Source organism: Xanthomonas cannabis (assembly GCF_040616535.1).
Taxonomy (GTDB): domain Bacteria; phylum Pseudomonadota; class Gammaproteobacteria; order Xanthomonadales; family Xanthomonadaceae; genus Xanthomonas; species Xanthomonas cannabis.
In genome coordinates, this window is the sequence record NZ_CP136580.1 from 1,558,426 (window position 1) to 1,584,684 (window position 26,259).

A 26,259-nucleotide genomic window follows, 5' to 3' on the forward strand; every position below is an offset into this window, starting at 1 on the left:
CTGTCGACAGGACGGCATGCGCCTGGTTCCGGGCATCGCCAGCGGCGCATCGGTGCCGCTACCCTGATGCGTGACGGTCGTACGGATCGGTATGAACTTTTCCTTTCAATGGCGGTCTCATTGCCCGACTTCGGTGGGCTGACAGGAGTGCGGCCCGACATGGCCGAAGTCGATACACCTCAGGAGCTGGACCTGGAACTGGTCCGGCGTGTGCAGCGCGGCGAAAGCGCGGCGTTCGATGTGCTGGTGCGCAAATACCAGCATCGGATCGTCGCGTTGATCGGGCGCTACATCGCCGACTGGAGCGAATGCCAGGACGTGGCCCAGGACACCTTTGTGCGCGCGTACCGCGCGATCAACAGTTTCCGCGGCGACTCCCAGTTCTATACGTGGCTGCACCGCATTGCCGTCAACACCGCCAAGAACCATCTGGTGGCGCACAACCGCCGGCCGCCTACCGACGACATCGAGATCAGCGATGCCGAGCAGTTCGACGGGGCGACCCGGTTGCGCGACACCGACACCCCGGAGCGCGAATTGATGCGACAGGAGCTGGAACAAACGGTGATGCGTGCGGTCCAAGCGTTACCGGAAGAACTGCGGTCGGCCATCACCCTGCGCGAGGTGGAAGGGCTGAGTTACGAGGAAATCGCGCGAAAGATGGATTGCCCGATCGGAACGGTGCGCTCGCGCATCTTCCGGGCGCGTGAGGCCATCGACATCGAGCTGCGGCCTCTGCTGGAGACCGAAAGCGCTACCCGTGAGCGACACCGTGTATGAGCCATAACCCCGCCATGTCCACCACCGACAAGTTCGAACTTCACTATCGCCAGCAGCTGTCTGCGCTGGTCGACGGAGAATTGAGCGCAGACGAGTCGCGCTTCCTGTTGCGCCGTCTGGCCCACGACGAAGAGCTGGCCGGCTGCCACGAGCGCTGGCAACTGTGCGGCGACGTGCTGCGCGGTGCGGCCAGCGCGCCGGCACCGCTGGATTTTGCGGCGCGTGTGCGCACAGCCATCGCCGACGAACCCGCCCCCCGGCCGCAGCAGGCTGCCCGCCCGGCGGCGCGCTGGCGCTGGGGTGGTGGTGCGGCGATTGCGGCATCGGTTGCGGCCATCGCCCTGTTCATGGCGCGCGAGCGCCTGCCGGAGACGGTGCCGCCGGCATCCCGTGTGCCGGTGTACGCCACCACCGCGCAGCTGCCCGCCGCCGCCACGCCCCCGGCTTTGCCAAAGGCGCCGGCAACCCCGGACCCGGCTGGCCCGGGCGACGGCGGCGCGCTGGTTGCGGCGGTACCGGCGGCGGCGTTGGCGTCGACCCGGCGCGGCGCTGCCACCCGCAATCAGCAGGTCGCCCGTAGTGCGGCTGCGCGTCAGCAGCAGGCGCCGACCCGCATGGTGGCAGCGGCCCCGGCGGTGCCGGCGGTCGCGGCCCCGGCGGCGTCATCCAATCCGTTTACGCATCCGGACACCACGCTGCAGGCCCGTCCGTGGCCGCGCGCGGCGCTGTCCGGCGCCGGCGACAGCCCCCTCAACGCCAGTTTCAGCCAGAGCCGCCAGGTCCCGGCGTTCTACCCGTTCGAACCTGCGCCGCAGGCGACGGGTCACCCGGCGCCGAACCGGCCCCTGCCGGCACCGCTCCCGCAAGACTGATCCGGCGGCCGCTCTTCATCCTGTCGGCTCGCGTCCTTCCGTTATCTTGCCGGGCCCGCGTCATCACGCGGGTTCCGGCCCCTGTCGCCCTGCCATCGGAGGCAACTCGATGAACCACCGCATCCGCACCCAGATGTTCGGCCTGATCGCCATGACCTTGCCGCTGGCCGCCTGTGCCCAGCAGACGGCGTCCGCGCCGGCCGCCAAGGCCAGTGCGCCGATCGCCGCCAACCGCAGCACCACGCCGGCGCCGCAGCTGGTTGCCGGCCTGCCGGATTTCACCAACTTGGTCGAACAGGTCGGCCCGGGCGTGGTCAATATCGAAACCACCATCACCCGCAAGGACGCGATGGCACGGCAGCAGCGCAGCGGCCCGGGCGGTCGCGGCGGCGCGATGCCCGACGATGAGATGCCGGAGTTCTTCAAGCGTTTCTTCGGCCCGGATTTCCAGATGCCCGGTGGCCCGCGTCAGGGGCCGGGGCAGGGTGGTGGCGACGACGATGGCGGTATCGCCGGCAAGTCGATGGGCTCGGGCTTCATCATTTCTGCCGACGGCTATGTGCTGACCAATCACCACGTGGTCGATGGCGCCAGCGAGGTCACCGTCAAGCTGACCGACCGCCGCGAGTTCAAGGCCAAGGTGGTCGGCAGCGACGAGCAGTTCGACGTGGCGCTGCTCAAGATCGAGGCCAAGGGCCTGCCGACGGTGCGCCTGGGCGATTCCAACACGCTCAAGCCGGGCCAGTGGGTGGTGGCGATCGGCTCGCCATTCGGCCTGGACCACTCGGTCACCGCCGGCATCGTCAGCGCCACCGGGCGCAGCAACCCGTACGCCGATCAGCGCTATGTGCCCTTCATCCAGACCGACGTGGCGATCAACCAGGGCAACTCCGGCGGCCCGTTGCTCAACACCCGCGGCGAGGTGGTCGGTATCAACTCGCAGATCTTCTCGGCCTCGGGTGGCTACATGGGGATCAGCTTCGCGATCCCGATCGACCTGGCCTTCAGTGCGGCCGAGCAGATCAAGGCCACTGGCCGCGTGAGCCGCGGCATGCTGGGCGTGGCGGTCGGCCCGATCGATTCGCTCAAGGCGCAGGGACTCGGGTTGCCGGATACGCGCGGCGCGCTGGTCAACGACATTCCGGCAGGGAGTCCGGCCGCGAAGGCCGGGATCGAGGTGGGCGATGTGATCCGCTCGGTCAATGGCAAGCCGATCGAGGCCGCCAGCGATCTGCCGCCGATGATCGGCCTGATGGCGCCGGGTACCAAGGTGGCGCTCGATGTGCTGCGCGACGGCAAGCCGCGCCAGGTCACCGTCACCCTGGCCCCGTTGCAGGATGGCAGCGACAGTGCCGCACCGCGCTCCGCCGCCGAGGACGCCAAGCCGGAGGCCCCGGCCAGCGTGGCCTTGCTGGGCCTGCAGGTGGCTGATCTCACCGCCGCCGAACGCAACCGCCTGGGCCTGGACGCCGGCGAGGGCGTGCGGATTGCGGCAGTCACCGGTGCCGCAGCGCGCAGCACCCAGCCGCCGCTGTCGCCGGGACTGGTCATCGCGCGTGTCGGCCGCACCAAGGTCGGCAGCGTCGCCGAGCTCAATCGCGCCCTGTCCAGCTACAAGAAGGGCGACGTGGTCATGCTGCTGGTCACCGACGGCAAGGCGACGAGCTACGTGGCCTTGAAGGCCGGCGGCTAACAGAGGCCGGGATTGGTGATTTGGGATTCGGGATTGGCAGCAGCAGGTCCGCACGACACGGCCCGCCCTGCTTTTGCGATTCCCGAATCCCGATTCCCCAATCCCCGGCCCCAAGGGGGCCGAGCATGCGATAATGCTGCGTTACCCTGACGACGGCTGCGCCGGCGCCCACCTCAATGTCCTCTGATTCAATGCGGAATATCCGCAACTTCTCCATCATTGCCCACGTCGACCACGGCAAATCCACCCTGGCCGACCGGATCATCCAGCTGTGCGGCGGCCTGCAGGCGCGCGAGATGGAGGCCCAGGTGCTCGACTCCAACCCGATCGAGCGCGAACGCGGCATCACCATCAAGGCGCAGTCGGTGTCCTTGCCGTACACGGCAAAGGACGGGCAGACCTACCACCTGAACTTCATCGACACCCCCGGGCATGTGGACTTCTCCTATGAAGTCAGCCGCTCGCTGGCCGCCTGCGAAGGCGCGCTGCTGGTGGTGGATGCCGCGCAGGGCGTGGAAGCGCAGTCGGTGGCCAACTGCTATACCGCGGTGGAGCAGGGGCTGGAAGTGGTGCCGGTGCTCAACAAGATCGACCTGCCTACCGCCGATGTCGACCGCGCCAAGGCCGAGATCGAAGCGGTGATCGGCATCGACGCCGAAGACGCCGTGGCGGTCAGCGCCAAGACCGGCCTGAACATCGATCTGGTGCTGGAAGCGATCGTGCATCGCATCCCGCCGCCCAAGCCGCGCGATACCGACAAGCTGCAGGCGCTGATCATCGATTCCTGGTTCGACAACTACCTGGGCGTGGTCTCGCTGGTGCGCGTGATGCAGGGCGAGATCAAGCCGGGCAGCAAGATCCTGGTGATGTCCACCGGCCGCACCCATCTGGTCGACAAGGTCGGCGTGTTCACGCCCAAGCGCAAGGAACTGGCCGCACTGGGCGCCGGTGAAGTGGGTTGGATCAATGCCTCGATCAAGGACGTGCACGGCGCGCCGGTCGGCGACACCCTGACCCTGGCGGCCGATCCGGCACCGCATGCGCTGCCCGGTTTCCAGGAAATGCAGCCGCGCGTGTTCGCCGGCCTGTTCCCGGTCGACGCCGAGGATTACCCGGACCTACGCGAAGCGCTGGACAAGCTGCGCCTGAACGATGCGGCGCTGCGCTTCGAACCGGAAAGCTCCGAGGCGATGGGCTTTGGCTTCCGCTGCGGCTTCCTGGGCATGCTGCACATGGAAATCGTGCAGGAACGCCTGGAGCGCGAGTACAACCTGGACCTGATCAGCACCGCGCCAACCGTGGTGTATGAAGTACTCAAGACCGATGGCTCGATCATCAACATGGACAACCCGGCCAAGCTGCCGCAGTTGAACCTGGTGGAGGAAATCCGCGAGCCGATCATCCGCGCCAACGTGCTCACTCCCGAGGAGTACATCGGCAACATCATCAAGCTGTGCGAAGAAAAGCGCGGCACCCAGATCGGCATCAATTACCTGGGCAGCCAGGTGCAGATCAGCTACGAGCTGCCGATGGCCGAGGTGGTGCTGGATTTCTTCGACAAGCTCAAGTCGGTCAGCCGTGGCTACGCGTCGCTGGATTACCACTTCGTGCGGTTCGATGCCGGCCCGTTCGTGCGCGTGGACGTGCTGATCAATGGCGACAAGGTCGATGCGTTGTCACTGATCGTGCACCGCAGCCATGCCGACCGGCGCGGCCGCGAGCTGTGCGAAAAGATGAAGGATCTGATTCCGCGGCAGATGTTCGACGTCGCCATCCAGGCCGCCGTCGGCTCGCAGATCATCTCGCGCTCCACCGTCAAGGCGATGCGCAAGAACGTGTTGGCCAAGTGCTATGGTGGCGACGTTTCGCGCAAGAAAAAGCTGCTGGAAAAGCAGAAAGAAGGCAAGAAGCGCATGAAGCAGGTCGGCCGCGTGGAGATTCCGCAGGAGGCCTTCCTGGCTGTCTTGCAGATGGATAAGTAGCTGGGATTCGGGATTCGTGATTGGGGATTGGTAAAAGCATGCCGGCTCCTGAGTTTTTACGAATCTCCAATCTCCAATCCCGAATCCCGTTCCGAAGGAACATAAATGAAATGGTTTGAAATCATCCTGGTTGTGCTGACGCTGGGCTCCGGCTTCATCTGGCTGCTGGACAAGCTGTTCCTGGCCAAGCGCCGCGCGGCACGCGCCGGGCTGCTGGACAGCGAGCCGGCGATCATCGATTACTCGCGCGCCTTCTTCCCGGTGCTGGCGGTGGTGTTGATCCTGCGCAGCTTCGTGGCCGAGCCGTACAAGATTCCGTCCAGCTCGATGATGCCCAACCTGCTGATCGGCGATTTCATCCTGGTCAACAAGTTTGCCTACGGCTTCCGTCTGCCGATCACCAATACCAAGTTCATCCCGACCGGCGAGCCCAAGCGTGGCGACGTGGTGGTGTTCAAGCCGCCGCATGCGCCGGACCAGAACTGGATCAAGCGCGTGGTCGGCCTGCCGGGCGACAAGATCGGCTTCCACGGCGATACGCTGTACATCAACGACAAGCCGATGCGCTATACGGTCAAGGGCGAGTACATCGGCAAGGGCAAGGGGTCCGAGATGACCGGCACCACGCTGCTGGTGGAAGACCTGCCGGGCCGCACGCATACCGTGCTGGAGTGGGTGGACCGCAACATGCCGGCCGGCCAGGGCGACTGGACGGTGCCGGCAGACAGCTATTTCGTGATGGGGGACAATCGCGACAACAGCGAAGACAGCCGGTTCTGGACCCAGACGCATTTCCTGCCGGAAGCCAATCTGCGCGGTAAGGCGTTTTTGATCTGGCTCAATTGCGAAGGGTGGTTCTGCAAGGGGAGTTTCGATCCATCGCGGATCGGGACTGGAATCCAGTAAATGCACGCACGGCGTGCCGGGGGAAGCACAATGAAGCGCAAGCAAAGCGGTATGACGTTGACGTCGTTCGTGGTGGTGCTGGCGGTGGTCGGGTTCGGCCTGTACATCGGGATGAAGCTGTTTCCGATGTACCAGGAGTATTACTCGGTACGCACGGCGATGAAGGGTCTGGCCAAGGAGCCGGGCAGTGCCAACATGGACCCGTCCAAGCTGCAGGATCTGTTCTTTCGTCGCCTGTACATCAACTACTCGGAAAACGTCAAAAAGGAAGACGTCAAGTTCGAGCGTGTGGATGGCGGCTGGCGCATGAAGGTCAATTACGAAGTGCGTCGCGAGCTGATCGGCAATCTGGACATTGTCGGCAAGTTCGATACCTCGCAGGACATGACCGGACGTGGTGGCGAATAGAACCTTCCAGCGCGGTGATCCAATCGGCCATGCATTCGCCGATCCGGGTCTGCTCACCCAGGCGCTGCGCCATCGCAGTGCCGGGACGCCGCATAACGAGCGCCTGGAATTTCTCGGCGACGGCATCGTCAACCTGCTGATCGCCGAGGCGCTGTATCAGCGCTGGCCCAAGGCCGACGAAGGCGCATTGACGCGCGCGCGCGCCGAACTGGTGCGCGAAGGCGCCCTGGCCGTGATCGGGCGCACCCTGAATCTTGGCGAGCGGCTGACGCTTGGACCTGGCGAATTGAAGTCCGGCGGCCATCGCCGCGATTCGATCCTGGCCGACGCGGTCGAAGCGGTCGTGGCGGCCATCTATCTGGACTGCGGGTTCGAGCGTTGCCGCGCGGTGGTGCTGCCCTGGTTCGAATCATCGCTGGCGGCATTGCCGGTGGGCAAGGCAGAAAAAGACCCCAAGACCCGGTTGCAGGAATGGCTGCAGGCGCGGCAGCTGCCGCTGCCTAATTACGCGCTGATCAGCGAAACCGGCGACGAGCACGCCAAACAGTTCCATGTCGCCTGCATCCTGGAGCAGCCGATTGCCCGTGCCGAAGGCCAGGGCACGTCGCGCCGTCTTGCCGAACAACAGGCGGCGGCTACCGTCATCGCACAACTGGATTCAAACACGTGAGCGAACCCTCTTCCCACCGTAGCGGCAGCGTTGCCGTGATCGGCCGGCCCAATGTCGGCAAATCCACCCTGACCAATGCCCTGGTGGGCGCCAAGGTCAGCATCGTCTCCAATCGCCCGCAGACCACGCGGCACCGCCTGCTCGGGATTGCCACCTTCCCGGAGGGGCAGCTGGTGCTGGTCGACACGCCCGGATTGCACCGTGAGCAGAAGCGCGCGATGAACCGGGTGATGAACCGTGCCGCACGCGGCTCGCTCGAAGGCGTGGATGCCGCGGTGCTGGTGATCGAGGCCGGGCGGTGGGACGAGGAAGACACCCTGGCGTTCCGCGTGCTCAGCGATGCCGACGTGCCGGTGGTGCTGGTGGTCAACAAGGTCGACCGGCTCAAGGACAAGACCGCGCTTTTCCCGTTCCTGGCGCAGGTCAGCGAGGGCCGCACGTTTGCCGCCGTGCACCCGGTCTCCGCGCTCAAGCGCAAGGGCCTGGAGGCGCTGGTGAGCGACCTGCTCAAGCTGGTGCCCGAAGCCGAGGCGATGTTCGGCGAAGACGAAATCACCGACCGCAGCCAACGCTTCCTGGCCGGCGAGCTGGTGCGCGAACAGCTGATGCGTCAGTTGGGCGAAGAATTGCCGTATGCCACCACCGTGGAAATCGAGCGCTTTGCCGAAGACGGTGCGCTGCTGCGCATCGGTGCGGTGATCTGGGTCGAGCGCGAAGGCCAGAAGGCGATCGTGATCGGCAAGGGCGGTACCCGCCTGAAGGAAATCGGCGGCAAGGCGCGTTTGCAGATGGAGCGCCTGTTCGGTGCCAAGGTGTTCCTGGAAACCTGGGTGCGCGTGCGCGAAGGCTGGTCGGATGACGAGGCGGCGCTGAAGGCGTTCGGCTACGAATGAGGCCGGGAAGGCCGGGACCCGGGACCCGGGACCCGGAACTCGGGAAAGGCTGGGTCAGGCAGTTGGCCGGCATATTGCCGGGAAGACGTTTTTTCGCATTTTTCAGATTCGCGTGCTGCGCTGACGGCATTGGCTCGGCCCCTGATCGCCGCGCCGCGTTGCAGGTCGACGGCCGATCCGGCGCTTTTCCCGGGTCCCCGGTCCCGGGTCCCCAGTCCCGGCTTTCCCTTCCATGCTGATCGAACACGAACACGGCTTCGTCCTGCATGTGCGTGCCTGGCGCGAGACCAGCCTGCTGGTGGAAGTGCTGACCGAGCAGCACGGGCGGGTCGGGTTGCTGGCGCGTGGCGTGCAGGGGCCGCGCAAGCAGGCGCTGCGCGCGGCGCTGCAGCCGCTGCAGCTGATCCAGTTCACCGCCGTGCAGCGCGGCGAACTTGCGCAACTGCGCCAGGCCGAAGCGCTGGACACCGCGCCCCGTTTGGTCGGCGAGACCATGTTGGCCGGCTTCTATATCAGCGAGCTGCTGCTGCGGCTTGCGCCGCGCAACGATGCGGTCCCCGAGCTCTACGCGTGCTATGCGCAGGCACGCGCGCATCTGGCGGCCGGGCTGCCGCTGGCCTGGGGGCTGCGCCAGTTCGAACGTGATGTGCTGGACGGGCTGGGGTTCGGCTTCGATCTGCAGCACGACAGCGAGGGGCAGCCGATCGACCCGGCGGCGCGCTATCGGCTCGATCCCCAGGAAGGCGCCATGCGCGTGCTGAGCGAGCGCCTGGCACAGGATCGGCGCGAGACCGTGACCGGTGCGGCCTTGCTGGCGCTGGGCGAAGATACCCTGCCGGCGTCCGAGGATATGCCCGGCCTGCGGCGCAGCATGCGCAGCGTGCTGCTGCATCATCTGAACGGACGCGGGCTCAAATCCTGGGAAATGCTCGAGGATCTGGCGCGACGCCGCTGATCGGGACAGGGCGGGCATCGATGCACGACCTGGCCCGGCGGGGCCCTGCCATCGCGCCGCGCTGCATCGCCGATGTCGACCAGGCCAACGTCGCACTTCAGGCCAGCGCCCTGGGGTGCTCGCCACAAACGCAGGCGCAACTCAGTGCAGTAACGCCGCCACCGCCGCGTGGAACTGGGTCTGTGCGGCCCGCGATTGCGGGTCGCCGCGCAACAGCCGCACCGCTCCGGCAAGCCGGGCGGCCCCGACGAAGCCGCAACTGGCCTGCAGCCGATGCAGGTGATTGCGCAGCGCCTGCTCATCGCTGACGTTCAGCGCCGAGGTCACCGCATCCCGCGTGCCCGGCAGCTCCGCCAGGAACAATTCGCGCAAGGCGTTGAGATGATGCTGCTGCCCGTTGAGGGCGCTCAGTGCCGCGGCCTCGTCCCAGTCGCTGGCCGCGATGTCCACCACGCCGACCGGCGCAACGCTGTAGCGGCCGCGCGCCAGGCCGCGGCGCACCGCCTGCAACAGGCGTTCGGTGCTCAACGGCTTGACCAGCATTTCCAGAAATCCATCGGACTGCAGGCCGCGCTGCATCGCCATGTTGCCGTCGGCGGTGTGCGCCAGCGCGGGGACGTCCGGATGCAGCAGGCGCAGCGCCCGCAGCAGCCCGCTTCCGGTGCCATCGGGAAGATTGACGTCGATCAGCCACAGGTCGTGGCGATGGCCGCGCGCGCGATCCAGCGCCGAGGACAATGAATCGGCGCAATCCACCTGGGCCGGAAGGCCCTCCAGCGCAGCCTGCAGGAAGCCACGGCTGATCGGGTCGTCTTCCACCAACAAGAGTCGTGGATGGGGTTCCTGACGTGTCGCCATATTCATGCTGCCTCCTTGTCAGCGATGCCGCGTCCTGTGCTGCCGCGCGCACATGCAGTTTGCCTGTGTTTGCGGGGCGCCACAATTGCCGCGCCAGGCGGCGCGGCCTCCGTCGATCGCATCTGCGACAATACGCACCCTTTTTGCCCGCAGCTCGTCGCCACGTGGCCAGAACCCGAAACCGTTTCGACCGTACTCCCTTCCAGACCGCCATCACCGACCTGAGCCATGACGGGCGCGGCGTTGCGCGCCGCGACGGCGAGGGCGGCAAGGTCACCTTCATCAGCGGCGCCCTGCCCGGTGAGCTGGTGCGTGCCGAACCCACCGCGCGTAGCCGCCATTTCGACGAGGCCAAGACAGTGGAGGTGCTGGAAGCCTCCCCGCAGCGCGTGACCCCGCGCTGCCCGCATTTCGGTGTCTGTGCCGGCTGCGTGTTGCAGCATCTCGAGGAATCGCAGCAGATCGTGGCCAAGCAGCGGGTGCTGATGGACAATCTTGAACGCATCGGCCACGTCAGCCCGCAGACCGTGCTGCCTGCGCTCACCGGCGACAACTGGGGCTATCGCCGCAAGGGCCGTTTCTCGGTGCGCCGGGTCGAGAAGAAAGACAAGACCCTGGTCGGCTTCCGCGAGCTCGACCCACGTTTCGTGGCCGACCTGTCGGTCTGCTACACGGTGATCCCGCAGATCGGCGACAAGATCCCGCTGCTGGCTGCGCTGGTCGAGGGCATGGATGGCAAGCGCGATATTCCGCAGATCGAATTCATCGCCGGCGACGATGCGGTGGCCCTGACCATTCGCCACATGCAGCCGCTCAGCGAGCGCGACCAACAGGCCTGGGTGGCGTTCGCGCAGGAGCACGGCTTTGCGATCTTCCTGCAGCCCGGCGGCGTGGACAGTGTGCATCCGCTGTGGCCGCAAGAGGTGCCGCTGTCGTTTCGCCTGCCGCAGTGGGATGTGGAACTGGCCTTCCGTCCGCTGGATTTCATCCAGGTCAACGCCTCGCTCAATCAGAAGATGATCGCGCACGCGCTCGCACTGCTCGATGCCAGGCCCGATGACCGCGTGCTCGATCTGTTTTGTGGGTTGGGCAACTTCACCCTGCCGCTGGCGCGCACCGTGCGCGAGGTGGTCGGGGTGGAAGGCGATGCCGGGCTGGTCGCGCGCGCCAAGGACAATGCCCAGCGCAACGGCTTGCACAATGCGCAGTTCCATGCGGCCGACCTGACCCAGGACCAGCGCAGTGCGCCCTGGATGCGCCAGGGCTTCGACAAGCTGCTGCTGGACCCGCCGCGCTCCGGTGCGCTGGAAGTGCTGCAGCAATTGCCGCTGAAGAAGTTCGAACGCATCGTCTATGTCAGCTGCCACCCGGGCTCGCTGGCGCGCGACGCCGGTTATCTGGTCAACGAGCAAGGCTTCACGCTGGTGTCGGCCGGTGCGATGGACATGTTCCCGCATACCGCCCATGTGGAGAGCATTGCGGTGTTCGAGAAGCGGTGATTGGGGATTGGGCATTGGGGATTCGCAACGGCGAGTCGTGATGTGTCCTTTCGCTAATCGCTTACCCAAGCGTCAGATCGAAGCATTGCCCCTGGTACTGCGGGGTCTTGGCAAGAGCCCCACAGACACGCAGTGCGTTGCTTTAACCAATCCCCAATTCCAAATCCCGAATCCCATGCCTCTAGAAATCGAACGCAAGTTTCTTGTCTCCGGCGATGGGTGGCGTGCTGCCGCGCATGCGGTGATCCCGATGGCGCAGGGCTACATCAATGACCAGGCGGCGTTGCGTAGCGGGGCGCAGAATGCATCGGTGCGTGTGCGTGTGCAGGGCGAGGGTGCGTTCTTGAATCTGAAGTCGCGTGAGGTGGGGCATACCCGCCAGGAGTTCGAGTACCCGATTCCCCTCGCCGATGCGCGCGCGCTGCTGGACCTGTGCGTGGGCGGGCTGATCGACAAGCGCCGGCATCTGGTCGAGTACCAGGGCCATGTGTGGGAAGTGGACGAATTTCTCGGCGACAACGCCGGGCTGGTGGTGGCCGAGATCGAGCTCGCCAGCGCCGACGAAGCCTTTGCCAAGCCCGAGTGGATCGGTGCGGAAGTGACCGACGACACGCGGTACTACAATCTGGCGCTGGCATCGCATCCGTTTTCGCGCTGGGCCGGGTGATTCAGGAGCGGGGATTCGGGAGTCGGGATTCGGGATTCGTAAGGGCAGGGTGCGGCGCCGCGCTGATCGATGCTGTCCGGGCATTGCCCTCACTTCTTTCTAATTTCCGCTGCAGCGAATGGGCTTATGCTTTGCGAATCCCAAATGCCCAATCCCAAATCCCCGCGTATGCGCATCGATATCTGGTCCGACGTAGTCTGCCCCTGGTGCTGGATCGGCAAGCGCCGGTTTGAACAGGCCGTCGCAGCGCTGGGCGCAAGGGCGCCGGTGCTGGACATCCATTACCACGCCTTCGAGCTGGATCCGGACGCTGGCGCCGAGCCGGTACCGTTGCGCGACGCGCTGGCGCGCAAGTTCGGCGGGGTCGAGCGTGTCGAGCAGATGCTGGCGCAGACCCAGGCGACGGCGCGTGCGGAGGGCCTGCCGTTCGACTTCGGGCGCGGCCAGGTGCAGGTGAGTACGCTGCGTGCGCATCGACTGTTGTGGTTGGCCACGCACGAAGGCGATGTCGGTGCAGTGATGGAAGCGCTGTTTCATGCGCACTTTGCCGAAGGCCGCAATGTGGCGGCGACCGAGACCTTGCTGCGTGCCGGTGAGGCCGGCGGTCTTGCCGCCGCGCGTGTGCAGGCGATGCTCGACTCCGACGAAGGCACCGTCGAGGTCCAGGCGCAGCTGGCGCAGGCCCGTGCGCTGGGCATTCGCGCGGTGCCCAGTTTTGTGATCGACGGGCGCAGCCTGATCCAGGGCGCGCAGCCAGCCGAGAGCTTTGCGCAGGCCTTGTTGCAGTTGGCCGCCGAGTCGGTGCCGGTCGGCGGCCCCGACGCTTGCGGGCCGGATGGCTGCCCGGTCTGATCGACCGGTTGCGCGATGCCTCTGCCAGCCAATGACCAGACAGCCGGTCCGCACCGTCCGCTCACGATTGCGGTGATCGGCGCCGGCCTGGCCGGCCTTGCCTGCGCCGACGCCCTGCACGCTGCCGGCCATGCGGTCACGGTGTACGAGCAGGGCGACGCACCCGGCGGGCGCATGCGTGGCCACGCCGGCAACCGCTGGCAATGCGATACCGGGGCACAGTATTTCACCGCACGCGATCCGGCGTTTGCGGCGGTGGTTGACGCGTGGATGGGCGCTGGCGTTGCCGCGCGCTGGCCGGTGCGCATCGCAAGTTGGGATGGCGCAGAGCGGCGCCTGTCGCAGAGCGCGCTGACGCGTTTTGTCGGCGTGCCGGACATGGCCGCCCCGGCGCGCGCGCTTGCGGCGGGCCTGGATGTGCGCATGCACGCGAAGCTGCGCACGCTGCAACGCAGCGGGCAGGGCTGGGCGGTGGATGTGCAGGACGGCGCTGCGCCGCACGGCGTCGATACGCTGCTGCTCGCGTTTCCGGCGCCCGAAGCGGCGCTATGGCTGGCCGAAATTGCGCCCGCGCTGTGCGAGATTGCCTGCAGTGCGCGGATGCAGCCTGCGTGGGCGCTGGTGCTGCGCTTCGATGCACGCATCGATCCGGGCTATGACGCGTTGTTCGTCAATGCCGGGCCATTGCGTTGGGTGGCGCGCGATTCCAGCAAACCAGGGCGAGGCGGCCCGGAGACCTGGCTGCTGCACGCCACTGCCGAGTGGAGCCGGGCCCATCGCGATGCATCGTCGGCCGAGGTCATCGCGCACCTGTTGCCGGAATTGGCGGCGCTTGGCCTGCCGCTGCCGCACGCCTGCGATGCGTTTGGATGGACGGTCGCAAGTACCGAGCCGCCACTGCAGCTTGGCTGCGTGTGGGACGCGCAGCGTGGCATCGGCATCTGCGGTGACTGGTTGGCTGGCGGCAAGGTCGAAGGCGCCTGGCAAAGCGGAACTGCGCTGGCGCAGCAGGTCTGTGCGGGTCATGCTGCCGACCGTGCCGACGCGTGACTCGGGGCTGCGTCTGCGCAACAACGAGACACAGCGGCAGCGCGTCGCTTGCAGGGTTGGCGTACTGCGCGATACAGCGCGCGGTGCCATGGCGCATGGTTGAGCGCAGCGCCGGGCGATGCACGGGCCGCGCGCACCGGCAGGGGCTGTGCTGATGCCTGACGCCGCGCCGGCCTCTGCCGACAGCACCACACAGGCGCCCGCACATACGCTGCGGCTGATCCTGGGCGACCAGCTCAACCCGCAGCACAGCTGGTTCGCGACCCGCGACCCCGGTGTGGTCTACGTGCTGATGGAAGTGCGCGAGGAAACCGACTACGTGCTGCATCACGCGCAGAAGATCCTGGCGATCTTCGCGGCGATGCGCGCGTTTGCGGCCGGGCTGCGGCAAGCCGGGCATCGGGTGCGCCATGTTGCGATCGACAACCCAAGTAATCGGCAGTCCATCCCTGCCAATCTCGATGCGCTGATGGCGCACTACCGCGCCGGCCAGCTGGACTACCAGGCGCCGGACGAGTGGCGGCTGGATCAAGCGCTGCGGCAATGGAGTGCAGGCCGTGCGTTTGCCACGCGCATGGTCGACAGCGAGCATTTCTTGACCACGCGCGAGGAGGTCGCTGCATGCTTTGGTGCGGGCAGCCAGTGGCGCATGGAAGTGTTTTACCGCTACATGCGCCGCCGCCATCGCATCCTGCTCGACGCGGCCGGAGAGCCGCAGGGCGGGCGCTGGAATTTCGATCACGACAACCGCGCGCCGTGGCCGGGCGATCCGCCCGCGCCGCAGGACTGGCGTACAGCGCACGACCACCGCGCGTTGTGGCGCAGCATCGACGCTGCCGGTGTGCGCAGTTTCGGAGCGCCCAGCGCAGAGGCATTGCCCTGGCCACTGGATCGCAACGAAGCGCTGCAGCAGCTGGATGCCTTTATTGCGCAGGCGTTACCGGACTTCGGCCGCTACGAAGATGCGATGAGTACCCGCAGCCCGCGGCTGTTCCACTCGCTGCTGTCGTTCGCGCTCAACGTCAAGATGCTGCACCCGGCCGAGGTGATTGCGCGCGCCGAGGCGGCATGGCATCACGGGCAGGCACCCCTGGCATCGGTGGAAGGCTTCATCCGCCAGATCCTGGGCTGGCGCGAATACGTGCGCGGTGTGTACTGGTCGCAGATGCCCGAGTACGCCCACACCAATCGCCTGGATCAGCATGCGCCGCTGCCGCACTGGTTCTGGGATGGACAGGTCAGCATGCGCTGCCTGGCCGATGCGGTCGGCAACTCGCTGGCCAATGCGCACGCGCACCACATCCAGCGGCTGATGGTGATCGGCAATTTTGCGCTGCTGGCGGGGCTGGACCCGCAAGCGCTGCATCGCTGGTATCTGGGCGTGTATATCGATGCGTTCGAATGGGTGGAGCTGCCCAACACGGTGGGCATGAGCCAGTTTGCCGATGGCGGCCTGCTCGGCAGCAAGCCCTACATCAGTGGCGCGGCCTACATCGACCGCATGAGCGACTACTGCGCCGGGTGCGGGTATCAGCGCAAGGCACGTACCGGCCCCAAGGCCTGCCCGTACAACGCGTTGTACTGGGATTTCCTTGCGCGGCAGCGCCCGCTGCTGGGCGGCAACGAGCGCCTGGCGATGCCGTACCGGCAGCTCGATGGCATGGCACCCGAGGTGCTGGAGGGCATCCAGGCCCAGGCCGCGCATTGGCGGGCGCACCTGGACGTGCTCTGAAGCCGTTGCTGGGCCGGGCCAGGGCGCGGTCGCCGGGCGCTCTGCACCTGCGCTCAACGCGCGTCCCGGCCAGCCTGCCGATCCAACGCCCGCCTGAATGCGCGATCTGACGCTGCAACGCGCATCTGCGACAATGCCGCGCTGCGCCCTCGTGGCGCCTGGCCCGGGAGTCCCCCAACATGCTTCTGATCGGCGTTGCCGGTACCGAACTCAGCGCACAGGAACGCGACTGGCTGCAGCACGATGCGGTTGCCGGCGTGGTGCTGTTCACGCGCAACTTCGCCTCGCGCACGCAGGTGGCCGAGTTGTCGGCGTCCATCCGCGCCGCCGCGCCGCGCCCGGTGTTGATCTGCGTGGACCAGGAGGGCGGACGCGTGCAGCGGTTTCGCGAAGGCTTCAGCGCGCTGGCGCCGTTGCAAAGCTTCGGTGCGCAGTACGCGCAGGACCCCGAGGCTGCGCTGGCCGCCGCCCGCGCGCACGCGCAGCTGATGGCCAGCGAGGTGCGTGCCAGCGGCGTTGACCTGAGCTTTGCGCCGGTGGTGGACCTGGGCCGCGGCAACCGCGCCATCGGCGACCGCGCCTTCAGCGACGACCCGCAGATCGTGGCCGCCTTCACCCGTGCCTATGTGCAGGCGCTGCACGGCGCCGGCATGGCCGCCACGCTCAAGCATTTCCCCGGCCACGGCACGGTGCTGGAAGACACCCACGTCGACCACGCCAGCGACCCGCGACCGCTCGAAGTGCTGCAGGCGGAAGACCTGGTGCCGTTCGTGGCCGGGATCGAGGCCGGCGCCGACGCGGTGATGATGGCGCACGTGGTCTACCCGCAGGTCGCGCCGGAACCGGCAGGCTACTCGCCGCGCTGGATCGAGCAGATCCTGCGTGGGCAGCTGGGCTTCCGCGGCGTGGTGTTTTCCGACGACATCGGCATGGCCGCCTCGTTCAGTGCCGGCGGCGTGGCGGGCCGGGTGCATGCGCATCTGGATGCCGGCTGCGACGTGGTGCTGGTCTGCCACCCGGAGCTGGTCGACGAATCGCTGCAGGCCGTGCAGGGCCGCAACCTCAATACTGCAGCCCTGATCGGGCTGATCGGTCGTGGCGCGCTCGGCTGGGATGGCCTGCTGGCCGGCACCGATGCTTCCTTCAACACTCCTTCTGCCTCTTTCGGAACAATTGCCTGATGTCCACGCTCACCATTTCCCAGGCCCTGGCCCAAGCCGATCTGCTGGTCGACCGCCCGGCCATCGATGCCGCCGTGTCCACCATTGCCGACGCCATCGCGCGCGACTACGCCGGTGAAGTGCCGGTGTATCTCACCATCATGCACGGCGCGCTGCCGTTCTCCGGCCAGCTGGCGCTGGAACTCGGCGCACGTGGCCAGGACCTGCAGTTCGATTACCTGCACGCCACCCGCTACCGCGGCGAAACCGTTGGCGGCGAGCTGGTGTGGAAGCACCGTCCGGCCACCGCACTGTTCGGCCGCCGGGTCATCCTGGTCGACGATATCCTCGACGAGGGCTACACCCTGCAGGGCGTGCGCCAGTGGTGCCTGGAGCAGGGCGCCACCGACGTGCGCGTGGCGGTGCTGACCGTGAAGCGGCACGACCGCTGCGTGCCCGGCGTCACCGCCGACTACGTGGGAGTGGAAGTGGCAGACCGCTACGTGTTCGGTTTCGGCATGGACGTCAACGAGCAGCTGCGTGGCATTCCCGCCATCTACGCGATGAAGCAGTAATCCACGCGGCGTGGCCGGGCGTGTCGGCTGCGCTCGGGGCTCGAAGTAGCGCGCGGACGCGGCTCAACGCCGCGTGCCGTGTCTGGGGACGCGGAGATCGCAGTCCTGCATGTTCAATAGCGACACCGACAGCCTCGTCGGCGTCGTTCGTATTGGCCCGCCACTGCGCGGGCAACCTGGCGCGCGCCGCGCGCATCCACGTCCGTACGTAGCAGAGGTCGCCCATGTCCCCCAATTCCATCGCCCTGGCCGTCATCGGCGGCACCGGTGTCTACAAGCTCGCGCAGCTCGACGACGTGCAGACGCATGAGCTCGACACCCCGTATGGCGCACCGTCCGGGCCGATCCGTGTCGGCATGTTGCTCGGCCATCGCGTGGCGTTCCTGGCCCGGCACGGCGAGGGGCATTCGTTGCCGCCGCACAAGGTCAACTACCGCGCAAACATCGCTGCGCTGCAGCAAATCGGTGCCTCGCGCGTGCTTGCGCTCAACACGGTGGGCGGAATCACCGACCAGTTCGGGCCGCGCGTGCTGGCGTGCCCCGACCAACTGATCGACTACACCTGGGGCCGCATTTCCACCTTCTGCGAAGAGCCCGGCAGCGAAGTGCAGCATGTGGATTTCGGCCACCCGTATTCGCCCATGTTTCGCAGCAAGGTGATTGCCGCCGCCAAGGTGACCGGCGTCACGCTGGTGGCCGGTGGTTGCTATGGCGCGACGCAAGGACCACGGCTGGAAACGATTGCAGAGATCGCACGCATGCGCCGCGACGGTTGCGATCTGGTCGGCATGACCGGCATGCCCGAAGCGGGGTTGGCGCGCGAAAAAGGCCTGGAATATGCGTGTCTGGCGATCGTGGCCAACTGGGCGGCCGGCTGCGGCGACGCGCAGGAGATCACCATGGCCGAAGTGTTGGCCAACGTGGATGCCGCCTCGTCCGGCCTGCCGGAGCTGATTGGCGAACTTGCACGCGGGTGATTGTCATTGGGGAATAAGCTTTGCATACTCGGCGCGTACGCACCGCCGTACACCACCCATTAATTATTGCAAAGGTCTCGCATCACCATGCCGAACGGTACCGTCAAGTGGTTCAACGACGCCAAGGGATTTGGCTTCATCTCACCGGAGGACGGCAGCGCCGATGTCTTCGCGCACTTCTCCGCGATCAATTCCAAGGGCTTCCGCAGCCTGCAGGAAGGCCAGCGCGTCAGTTATGACGTGACCCAGGGCCCCAAGGGTGCCCAGGCTTCGAACATCACGCCGGTCGAGTAATCTGTCTCGATTGTGCGGTTGAAGAACCCCGCCACGGCGGGGTTTTTTTTGCGCCGTTGTGCGTGGGCAGCAATAACGAAACAGAGCAGGGACGATGCAACGAACATTACGGATTGCGGTGGTTGGCTACGGAACGGCGGGGCAGGCGCTGGCAGTGTTGCTGGGGGCCGATGGGCATCAACTGGAGGTGTTCGAGCGCGCCGCCGCGCCCGGGCCGGTGGGTGCAGGCTTTTTGCTGCAGCCCAGCGGCCTGCAGGTGCTCTGGAACATGGGCTTGCTGCCGCAGGCGCTTGCGCATGGCGCACCGGTGCGCCGCTTGTACGGCGACACGCCCTGCGGACGCGCAGTGATGGACATGCAGTACCGTGATCTGGATGCGCGCCTGATGGGTGTGGGCATGCAGCGCGGCGCCTTGTTTACGCTGCTGCGCGAGGCCTGGCCGCAGCACGCGCAACTGCATGTGGATACGCAGATCACCGCCATCGACCATGAGGGCGTGCGCGTGCAGGATCAACGCGGGCAATGGCACGGCCCTTTCGATCTGATCATCGCCGCCGATGGCTCGGCCTCCACCTTGCGCGCGCAGGCGCAGGGAACCCGGCTGGATCGGGTGTATCCATGGGGCGCGCTGTGGTGTCTGTTGCCGCGCGAGGACTGGCCGTTCGTGGACGAATTGCGCCAACGCTATATCGGCGCGCGCAAGATGATCGGCCTGCTGCCGGTGGGCACGCGTCCGGGCGACGACACCCCGCGACTGAGTTTTTTCTGGAGCCTGCCGTGCAGCGATTTCGTTGCCTGGGAACAACGCGGCATTGCCGCCTGGCGCGATGAGGTGGCGCAGATGTGGCCGGAAGCGCACGCGCGGCTTGCCACGGTGCAGGTGCATGGCGCACTGGCGCGGGCGAGCTATCGCGATGCGGTGGTGTCGCGCTGGCATCGCGGCCGCTTCGTGCTTGCCGGCGATGCGGCGCATGCGATGAGCCCGCAATTGGGGCAGGGCGTGAACATGGCCCTGCTCGACGCGCTGGCCATGCGCGATGCATTGCGTACGGGCAGCGATCTGGACGAGGCGTTGCAGCGGTATCAACGCGAACGCCAGGCGCATGTGGCGATCTATCACCGCTGGAGCCGCTGGCTGACGCCGTTGTTCCAGTCCGAACGCGACCTCTGGGCACAGGGCCGCGATCTGCTGCTGCGCCCGATGGGACGTGTGCCGGGCGGGCGCGGGCACATGCTGCGCGTGCTCAGCGGCACCCAGCATGGCTGGTTCGGCAAGTTGGCGTTGGCGCCGGAATTCGTCGAGGCGTTATCGCAACCAGTGGTGCATGCGGCCGACGACAAGGCGGAAGTGGCCGCAGCGTCGTAGCGTTGGCCGGCGCATTCGCGGCGCTGGCTAACGCACCGGCAGTGCCATCGCGTCGCCTTCCACACAGGCGACCAGGCGCTCGCCTTCGGTGAGCGTCGGCACGATGCCTGCGGTGAACTGCGAGAACGCCGGCAGGATGGTCACGCGCTCGCGCAACCAGAAGGCGGGCCAACGTCGCGACAGCCCCGGCAGCTTGGCCAGTGGATGCAGATGCCCGCACAGCACATGGCCGGCGGGGTGCGGCACTGGGTCGTGGCGCAGCACGAACGGGCCATCTTCGACCTGTTCGCCGGCCGCTTCGATCTGCAACCCGGCACCGGCCAGTGCGCGGTCGTGATTGCCGCGGATGGCGATCACCCGCAACGCGCAATGTTGCTCGCGCCATGCGCTCCAGCGCCGATGCCAGGCGGCGCGCGGTGCCGGGCCGTGCAGCAGGTCGCCCAGGATCCACAGCGCGTCGACCTGGCGCTGGGCAAGCAACCCATCCAGCCGCTCCAGATCGTGCGCGGTGCCGCCGGCCGGCAAGCCGATGCCGGCACGTCGAAAGACATCGGCCTTGCCCAGGTGCAGGTCGGCGATCAACAGCGCGCGCTGCGCCGGGCGGTACAAGGCACGTTCGCCGAGCAATTCCACGGTTTCGCCGGCCAGCTGCAGCTGCACGCTATCGCCCATGCTTGCGCTCCAGTTGTTCGGCAGCGCGCAACACGCGTGCTTTCCAGTCCTCGGTACTCAGCTGCCCACGCACGCGTTCGGCCCACAGCGGAAACGACAACGGGGTGAGGCTGCGCGGCTTGCACAGGCGCAATTCGCGGCGGGCGCAGTCCTCCAGCGCATGTGCCAGGCGGGCGAGTTCCAGCTGGCCTTCGAACACCTCGCGCTCGGCCTGTGCCAGCAACAGGTGATCCGGGTCGAAGCGCTGCAACACGTCGTACAGCAAGCCGCTGGAGGCCTGCAGCTGACGCAGGCTGCGCGGTGCACGCCCAGGCAACGAGGGCGACAACAAGCCGGCCACGCGCGCGATCTCGCGGAACTGCCGGCGTGCCAGCTCGCCCAGGTTGAGGCTGTCGCGCAGATCGTCGAACAGCGCTACCGGCGACAACAAGCTCTGCAGCACGTCGGCATCGATCTCCACATCCTGCGCCGGCGACAGCACAAAGCCATAGTCGTTGGCAGCGAAGCTGAAGGTATTGCGCTGACGCCGGCCCCAGCGCGCCGCCAGCAACGCGGCCAGCCCTTCGTTGACCTGCCGGCCGGCGAACGGGTACACGAATACATGCCGGCCATCGCGGGCCTTGATGCTTTCCACCAGCAGATGGTCCGGCCCCGGCAGCGAAGAGAGCGAGGCCTGCAGCTGCAATAGCGGCGCCAAGGCCTGCATCTCCGGTGCGTCGCCGGGGTCGGCGAATACCGCTTCCACTTCGCGCCCCAATGCCGACGACAGCGGCATGCGTCCGCCCATCCATTTGGGCACCACGCCGCTGCCGCCCTTGGCCACACGCACGTAGGCGGTCATGTCTTCCAGCCGCACCAGCTCCAGCAGGCGGCCGGCAAACTGGAAGCGGTCGCCGCGGCGCAGACGGCCGACGAACTGTTCTTCCACCGCGCCCAGCCGCCCGCCGCGCAGGAACTGCACGCGCACGCTGCCATCGCTGGTGATGGTGCCGATGGACAACCGGTGCCGAAGCGCCACACGCCGATCGATGACGCGATACACGCCGTCGTCGTCGCGCACCACCTTATGGAAATCCGGGTAGTGCGCCAGGGCGCTGCCACCTTGCACGATGAAATCCAGCACTGCGTTCCAGGTAGTTTTCTCCAGCGCAGCGAAGGCATCGGTGCCGCGCACTTCCTCGAATAACGCATCGGCCTGGAAGCCGCCGCCAAGGGCGAGGGTGACGCAGTGTTGCGCCAGCACATCCAGCGACAGGCGCGGCGGCGGCCGTGCTTCAATATGGCCGTGGGTGAGCGCGCGTCGGGCGGCGGCGTATTCCACCAGTTCCAGCGCATGCGAGGGCACGCACACTACGTGGCCTGATTCGCCGGGACGATGGCGTGCGCGCCCGGCGCGCTGCAGCAGCCGTGCAATGCCTTTGGGGCTACCGACCTGCAACACCTGATCCACCGCCGGAAAATCCACGCCCAGATCCAGGCTGGAGGTGGCCACCACGCAGCGCAGGCTGCCATCGGCCAGGCCGCGCTCGGCGGCCGCGCGTAGCGATGGATCCAGCGAGCCGTGATGCAGCGCGAGCGTGGCCAGGTCTTCGGGCCACACCGCGCTCAAGGCCTGATGCCATAACTCGGCCTGCGCACGCGTGTTGGTAAACACCAGGCTGGTGCGCTGCTGCATGATCTTTTGCAGCACGCGCGCCAGTTGTGCCAAACCAAGATGGCCCGCCCATGGGAACCGCTCGCCACTTTCCGGTAGCAGCGTTTCCAAGGTCATCGTGCGCGGTTTGACGCCCGATACCAGCGCTGCATCGGGCAGGTGCGGCAGCAGCACATCGCGCGCCTGCGGCAGATTGCCCAGCGTTGCCGACAGCCCCCAGATGCGCAGCTGCGGCGTCCATCCGCGCAAGCGCGCCAGACACAGTTGCAGCAGCACGCCGCGCTTGTTGCCGAGCAGCTCGTGCCACTCGTCGACGATCACGCAGCGCAGCGCCGACAGCTGCGGCGCGGTGTCCGGATACGACAGCAGCAAGGCCAGCGATTCGGGCGTGGTGACCAGCACGTCGAGCTTGCCGCTGCGTGCCAGCCGCTTGTCGCGCGCGCTGGCATCGCCGGTGCGCAGTCCCACTTGCCAATCCAGCCCCAGCGCTTCCACCGGTTCGCGCAATGCGCGCGCGGTGTCGGCGGCCAATGCCCGCAACGGCGTGATCCACAGCACCTGCAGATTGCGTTGCTGCTGGCGCCGCGCAGGTGCAGCAGGTTTGCCTTGTTTAAGCGGTAACTTGCGCCCGCGCGCAGCCAATGCGTCCAGCAATGGCCCGCCGAACGCCGCCAGCGTCTTGCCGCTGCCGGTGGGCGTGTGCAGCAAGCCGGACTCGCCATCGAGATAGCGCTTCCACACATCGCGTTGAAACGGCAACGGCGCCCAGCCGCGCTGCGCGAACCAGTCGCGCCACTGCTGCAATGGCGTGCCGCGTGCCTGCTGCGCCGCCGTCACCGCGCCAGGGCCTGCAGGCTGCTCAGGTGGTCGGCCTCTGACATCGGCTTGTCCTGCCGCCAGCGCAGGATGCGCGGGAAGCGCACCGCAATACCGGATTTGTGCCGTGCGCTGCGATTCACCGCTTCAAACCCCAGCTCGAACACATGATGCGCGGTGACCGCGCGCACCGGGCCGAACCGTTCGGTGGTGTTGGCACGAATCCAGCGGTCCAGCTGCAGGATTTCCTTGTCGTCCAGGCCCGAATAGGCCTTTGCGATCGGCACCAGCTGTCCCTCATGCCACAGCCCGAAAGTGTAGTCGGTATACAGCGTGCTGCGCCGGCCGTGGCCGGCTTGCGCGTACAACAACACCGCATCGATGGTGAGCGGGTCGATCTTCCACTTCCACCAGTCGCCACGTCGGCGCCCGGCCTGATACACCGAGTTGGCGCGCTTGAGCATCAGCCCTTCCACGCCGCGTTCGCGCGCTTCCATGCGTACCTGCGCTGCGGCCTGCCAATCGCTCACCTGCACCAGCGGCGAGGCGACGATGCGCGGGTCGGCGAGTGTGGCAAGCACGCCGTCCAGCAGTGCGCGTCGCTCCTGCAGCGGGCGCTCGCGCAGGTCTTCGCCGTCCAGTTCGAGCAGGTCGTAGGCGACCACGCGCGCCGGCGCGTCGGCCAGCGTCTTGGGGCCGGGCTTGAGCCGTTGGATGCGCGTCTGCAAGGCAGTGAACGGCATCGGCAAGGGCTGCTCCGGTTTCCAGGCCAATAGCTCGCCATCGATGACGGTGCCGTCGGGCAACTGCATCGCCGCGCGTTCGATCTCCGGAAAGCGCCCGTCCAGGCGCTCTTCGCCGCGCGACCACAGCGCTGCTTCGCCGGCGCGCCGGATCAGTTGCAGCCGGATGCCGTCCCACTTCCATTCCAGCAGCCAGTCGTCGATGGGTCCCAGCGTATCGACGGCCGTTTCGAGCGGTGAAGCAAGAAAGAACGGGTAGGGCTGCTGACGATCGCCGGGCAGTTCTTCGCTGGTCAGCAGATCGGCCAGATAGGTCGGATGCGGGCGCCAACTGCCGAGCATGCGCTGCGCGATGCGCGCGATGTCCACGCCTGACAGCTCCGCCAGCGCCTGCTGCACGAGCCGCTGCGACACGCCGACCCGCAACGCGCCGGTGAGCAGCTTGTTGAACACCAGCCGCTCGTCGAAGGCCAGGCTGCGCCAGGCCTGCACGATGCACGCCTTGCGCACGGCGACGTCCCGATTGGCGATCGGCAACAGCCGGTGTTCGATCCATTCCGCCAGCGGCAGGTCGGCCGCTTCGGTGTCCGGGTCGTCCAGCAACAGGGCCAGCGTTTCAGCCAGGTCGCCGACATGGTCGTAACTGTCGGCCACCAGCCAGTCGGCGATGCCGGCGGTGTCGGTGATCCATTCGCGTAATTCGCCGCTGCTGGCAATGCGCATGCGCGTACTGGCCACCTTGCCGCCGGCAAGCAGATACAGTGCCCAGGCCGCATCCAGCGGCGCGGCATCGCGGAAATAGGCGACCAGCGCCGCACGCTTGTCCAGCGTGCCGGTGCTGCGGTCCAGGGTGCGGTACAGCGCGGCAAAACGCTTCACGGCATTGCCTCTGCCGTGGCCTGTCTGTCGGCCGCGCGCAGTTCCAGCGCGCGTCGCGTGAATGCGGCCAGCGTGCGTGGGCGACGTTGCAGACGCGGCGGGCCCATGACCGCCGCCGGCACGCTGCGGCGCACACGAAATGCCAGTGCATGCCGGCCGAACGCAAGTGCGCCGCTCAGGCGAATGCGCACGCGCGCGCGTGTATACCGGCGTGCGGGCAAGGGGTTCATTCCTCGGCTCCAAAATCAGTGCGGAAGGCTTCGGCCGCAACGCCGCGCTCGCGCAGGTGCTGGATCAGCGCATCGGTGTTGCCGTGGGTGGCGATCACGCGGCGGGCGCCGGTGTCTTCGATGGTCCGCAGCAGGTCCGGCCAGTCGGCATGATCGGAGACCACGAAGCCGCGATCGTAATTGCGTCGCCTGCGATTGCCGCGAATGCGCATCCAGCCCGATGCGAATCCTTGTTGCGCGTGTCGGAAGCGGCGGATCCAGGAGCTGCCGGCCGCCGACGGCGGTGCCAGCACCAATTGCCCGGCATAGTCCGCGCCGCGCGCATGTTCGCTGACCGGTTGCGTGTCCAGCATCGCGATCCCGGCCTGGCGGTACACCGCTACGCCGGCCGCAATCGCGCCGTGCAGCAGTGCGGGCTGGGTGTCCCAGGCGCGCAGCTCGGCCAGCACGCGCTGCGCCTTGCCCAGTGCGTAGCAATACAGGATGGCAGCCTCGCCACGCTCGGCGCACTCGCGTCGCCAGGCCACGATATCGGCCGCCACATCGGCTGTGTCGGGCCAGCGATACACCGGCAAGCCGAACGTTGCCTCGGTGATGAAGGTGTCGCATGGCACCACTTCGAACGGCGCGCAGGTGGGATCGTGCTGGCGCTTGTAATCGCCGGAGGCCACCCAGACTTCACCATCCACTTCGATGCGCACCTGCGCCGACCCCAGCACGTGTCCGGCCGGATGCAGCGACACGCGTGCGCGTCCCAGCGTAAACGCCTCGCCATCGGCATGCGGGTGATAGACCTGTTCGCCAAGCCGCCATTGCAGGATCGGCAGGCTTTCGCGGGTGCAGTGGTATTCGCCCATGCCGCCACGGGCGTGATCGCCGTGGCCATGGGTGATCACCGCACGCGGCACCGGGCGCCAGGGATCGATATGGAAGTCGCCCTGCGGGCAATACAGCCCCTCGGGGCCAAGTACCACCAGATCACCGCGTGGGTTCGTGTCGTCGTTGCCGTTGCGCATGCGGCAACTCTGGCCAAGCCGGTGTGCAGATCCTGAGAATGGGAATGGCTGCATCGGCTG

Annotated in this window: 25 protein-coding genes; 19 read left to right on the forward strand and 6 right to left on the reverse strand. The window is 67.0% G+C overall.

From position 1 onward, the window contains the following. Positions 1-159: 159 nt before the first annotated feature. The 9 genes from rpoE (at position 160) to recO (ending at position 9,159) form a co-directional block, all read left to right on the forward strand. The gene (gene rpoE, locus RZV17_RS06635) at positions 160-780 is read left to right on the forward strand and encodes an RNA polymerase sigma factor RpoE (RefSeq protein WP_039406677.1); all 621 of its coding nucleotides are present in this window, start codon (positions 160-162) and stop codon (positions 778-780) included. Beyond that, positions 777-1,652, forward strand: coding sequence for a sigma-E factor negative regulatory protein (locus tag RZV17_RS06640; protein ID WP_355608112.1), 876 nt, complete (start codon positions 777-779; stop codon positions 1,650-1,652). Before rpoE ends, RZV17_RS06640 begins: the two co-directional genes overlap by 4 nt. Before the next feature lie 109 nt (positions 1,653-1,761). Further along, positions 1,762-3,345, forward strand: coding sequence for a DegQ family serine endoprotease (locus RZV17_RS06645; protein ID WP_355608115.1), 1,584 nt, complete (start codon positions 1,762-1,764; stop codon positions 3,343-3,345). A 191-nt stretch (positions 3,346-3,536) separates the two neighbouring features. After that, on the forward strand, positions 3,537-5,327 hold the full coding sequence (gene lepA, locus RZV17_RS06650; protein ID WP_047694313.1) for a translation elongation factor 4: 1,791 nt from the start codon (positions 3,537-3,539) through the stop codon (positions 5,325-5,327). A 105-nt stretch (positions 5,328-5,432) separates the two neighbouring features. Beyond that, positions 5,433-6,233: a signal peptidase I gene (lepB, locus tag RZV17_RS06655; RefSeq protein WP_047694315.1), complete on the forward strand. Its 801-nt coding sequence runs from the start codon at positions 5,433-5,435 to the stop codon at positions 6,231-6,233. Further along, positions 6,234-6,641 carry a DUF4845 domain-containing protein gene (locus RZV17_RS06660; protein WP_081419377.1) on the forward strand — a complete coding sequence of 136 codons (408 nt, stop codon included), beginning with the start codon at positions 6,234-6,236 and terminating at the stop codon, positions 6,639-6,641. Continuing rightward, positions 6,631-7,311: a ribonuclease III gene (gene rnc, locus RZV17_RS06665; protein ID WP_123137475.1), complete on the forward strand. Its 681-nt coding sequence runs from the start codon at positions 6,631-6,633 to the stop codon at positions 7,309-7,311. Before RZV17_RS06660 ends, rnc begins: the two co-directional genes overlap by 11 nt. Then, on the forward strand, positions 7,308-8,204 hold the full coding sequence (era, locus tag RZV17_RS06670) for a GTPase Era (RefSeq protein ID WP_047694318.1): 897 nt from the start codon (positions 7,308-7,310) through the stop codon (positions 8,202-8,204). Before rnc ends, era begins: the two co-directional genes overlap by 4 nt. 232 nt (positions 8,205-8,436) lie before the next feature. Further along, on the forward strand, positions 8,437-9,159 hold the full coding sequence (gene recO, locus RZV17_RS06675) for a DNA repair protein RecO (protein WP_355608118.1): 723 nt from the start codon (positions 8,437-8,439) through the stop codon (positions 9,157-9,159). Between the two features lie 141 nt (positions 9,160-9,300). Here the strand turns inward: recO and RZV17_RS06680 are convergent, their stop codons facing one another. Beyond that, the gene (locus RZV17_RS06680) at positions 9,301-10,023 is read right to left on the reverse strand and encodes a response regulator (RefSeq protein WP_039406654.1); all 723 of its coding nucleotides are present in this window, start codon (positions 10,021-10,023) and stop codon (positions 9,301-9,303) included. Between the two features lie 158 nt (positions 10,024-10,181). Here RZV17_RS06680 and rlmD point away from each other — a divergent pair, with 158 nt between their 5' ends. The 10 genes from rlmD (at position 10,182) to RZV17_RS06730 (ending at position 20,189) form a co-directional block, all read left to right on the forward strand. Next, complete coding sequence (gene rlmD / locus RZV17_RS06685) at positions 10,182-11,516, forward strand: 23S rRNA (uracil(1939)-C(5))-methyltransferase RlmD (RefSeq protein WP_355608122.1); 1,335 nt, start codon at positions 10,182-10,184, stop codon at positions 11,514-11,516. Between the two features lie 175 nt (positions 11,517-11,691). Then, positions 11,692-12,183, forward strand: coding sequence for a CYTH domain-containing protein (locus tag RZV17_RS06690; RefSeq protein WP_047694324.1), 492 nt, complete (start codon positions 11,692-11,694; stop codon positions 12,181-12,183). Between the two features lie 168 nt (positions 12,184-12,351). Next, entirely contained in the window at positions 12,352-13,035 is a 684-nt protein-coding gene (locus tag RZV17_RS06695; RefSeq protein ID WP_123137393.1) for a DsbA family oxidoreductase, read from the forward strand. A gap of 15 nt (positions 13,036-13,050) precedes the next feature. Then, positions 13,051-14,085 (forward strand): FAD-dependent oxidoreductase, encoded by a 1,035-nt coding sequence (locus RZV17_RS06700; RefSeq protein WP_355608125.1) that lies wholly within the window; start codon positions 13,051-13,053, stop codon positions 14,083-14,085. A 154-nt stretch (positions 14,086-14,239) separates the two neighbouring features. Then, entirely contained in the window at positions 14,240-15,817 is a 1,578-nt protein-coding gene (locus RZV17_RS06705; RefSeq protein ID WP_355608128.1) for a cryptochrome/photolyase family protein, read from the forward strand. 179 nt (positions 15,818-15,996) lie between these two features. Further along, on the forward strand, positions 15,997-16,998 hold the full coding sequence (gene nagZ / locus RZV17_RS06710; protein ID WP_179454722.1) for a beta-N-acetylhexosaminidase: 1,002 nt from the start codon (positions 15,997-15,999) through the stop codon (positions 16,996-16,998). Continuing rightward, positions 16,998-17,552 (forward strand): hypoxanthine-guanine phosphoribosyltransferase, encoded by a 555-nt coding sequence (locus RZV17_RS06715; RefSeq protein ID WP_039406636.1) that lies wholly within the window; start codon positions 16,998-17,000, stop codon positions 17,550-17,552. Before nagZ ends, RZV17_RS06715 begins: the two co-directional genes overlap by 1 nt. Positions 17,553-17,776: 224 nt before the next feature. Then, a complete protein-coding gene (locus tag RZV17_RS06720; RefSeq protein WP_047694332.1) occupies positions 17,777-18,529 on the forward strand; it encodes an S-methyl-5'-thioinosine phosphorylase in 753 nt (250 codons plus the stop codon). Between the two features lie 87 nt (positions 18,530-18,616). Then, positions 18,617-18,823, forward strand: coding sequence for a cold-shock protein (locus RZV17_RS06725; protein ID WP_003488188.1), 207 nt, complete (start codon positions 18,617-18,619; stop codon positions 18,821-18,823). Between the two features lie 94 nt (positions 18,824-18,917). After that, positions 18,918-20,189, forward strand: a complete 1,272-nt coding sequence (locus RZV17_RS06730) for an NAD(P)/FAD-dependent oxidoreductase (protein WP_355608133.1) — start codon at positions 18,918-18,920, stop codon at positions 20,187-20,189. Positions 20,190-20,216: 27 nt separating this feature from the next. Here RZV17_RS06730 and pdeM read toward each other — a convergent pair whose 3' ends face one another. From pdeM to RZV17_RS06755, 5 genes are read right to left on the reverse strand one after another with little or no spacing between them, the layout of a single operon-like run. Continuing rightward, positions 20,217-20,861 carry a ligase-associated DNA damage response endonuclease PdeM gene (gene pdeM / locus RZV17_RS06735; RefSeq protein ID WP_355608136.1) on the reverse strand — a complete coding sequence of 215 codons (645 nt, stop codon included), beginning with the start codon at positions 20,859-20,861 and terminating at the stop codon, positions 20,217-20,219. Beyond that, the gene (locus tag RZV17_RS06740) at positions 20,851-23,352 is read right to left on the reverse strand and encodes a ligase-associated DNA damage response DEXH box helicase (RefSeq protein ID WP_355608139.1); all 2,502 of its coding nucleotides are present in this window, start codon (positions 23,350-23,352) and stop codon (positions 20,851-20,853) included. The genes pdeM and RZV17_RS06740 overlap by 11 nt, the downstream gene beginning before the upstream one ends. Then, positions 23,349-24,953 carry an ATP-dependent DNA ligase gene (locus RZV17_RS06745; RefSeq protein ID WP_355608142.1) on the reverse strand — a complete coding sequence of 535 codons (1,605 nt, stop codon included), beginning with the start codon at positions 24,951-24,953 and terminating at the stop codon, positions 23,349-23,351. The genes RZV17_RS06740 and RZV17_RS06745 overlap by 4 nt, the downstream gene beginning before the upstream one ends. Next, positions 24,950-25,183, reverse strand: a complete 234-nt coding sequence (locus RZV17_RS06750; RefSeq protein ID WP_104581053.1) for a hypothetical protein — start codon at positions 25,181-25,183, stop codon at positions 24,950-24,952. The genes RZV17_RS06745 and RZV17_RS06750 overlap by 4 nt, the downstream gene beginning before the upstream one ends. Beyond that, positions 25,180-26,199, reverse strand: a complete 1,020-nt coding sequence (locus RZV17_RS06755) for a ligase-associated DNA damage response exonuclease (protein WP_047694345.1) — start codon at positions 26,197-26,199, stop codon at positions 25,180-25,182. Before RZV17_RS06755 ends, RZV17_RS06750 begins: the two co-directional genes overlap by 4 nt. Between the last annotated feature and the right edge of the window lie 60 nt (positions 26,200-26,259).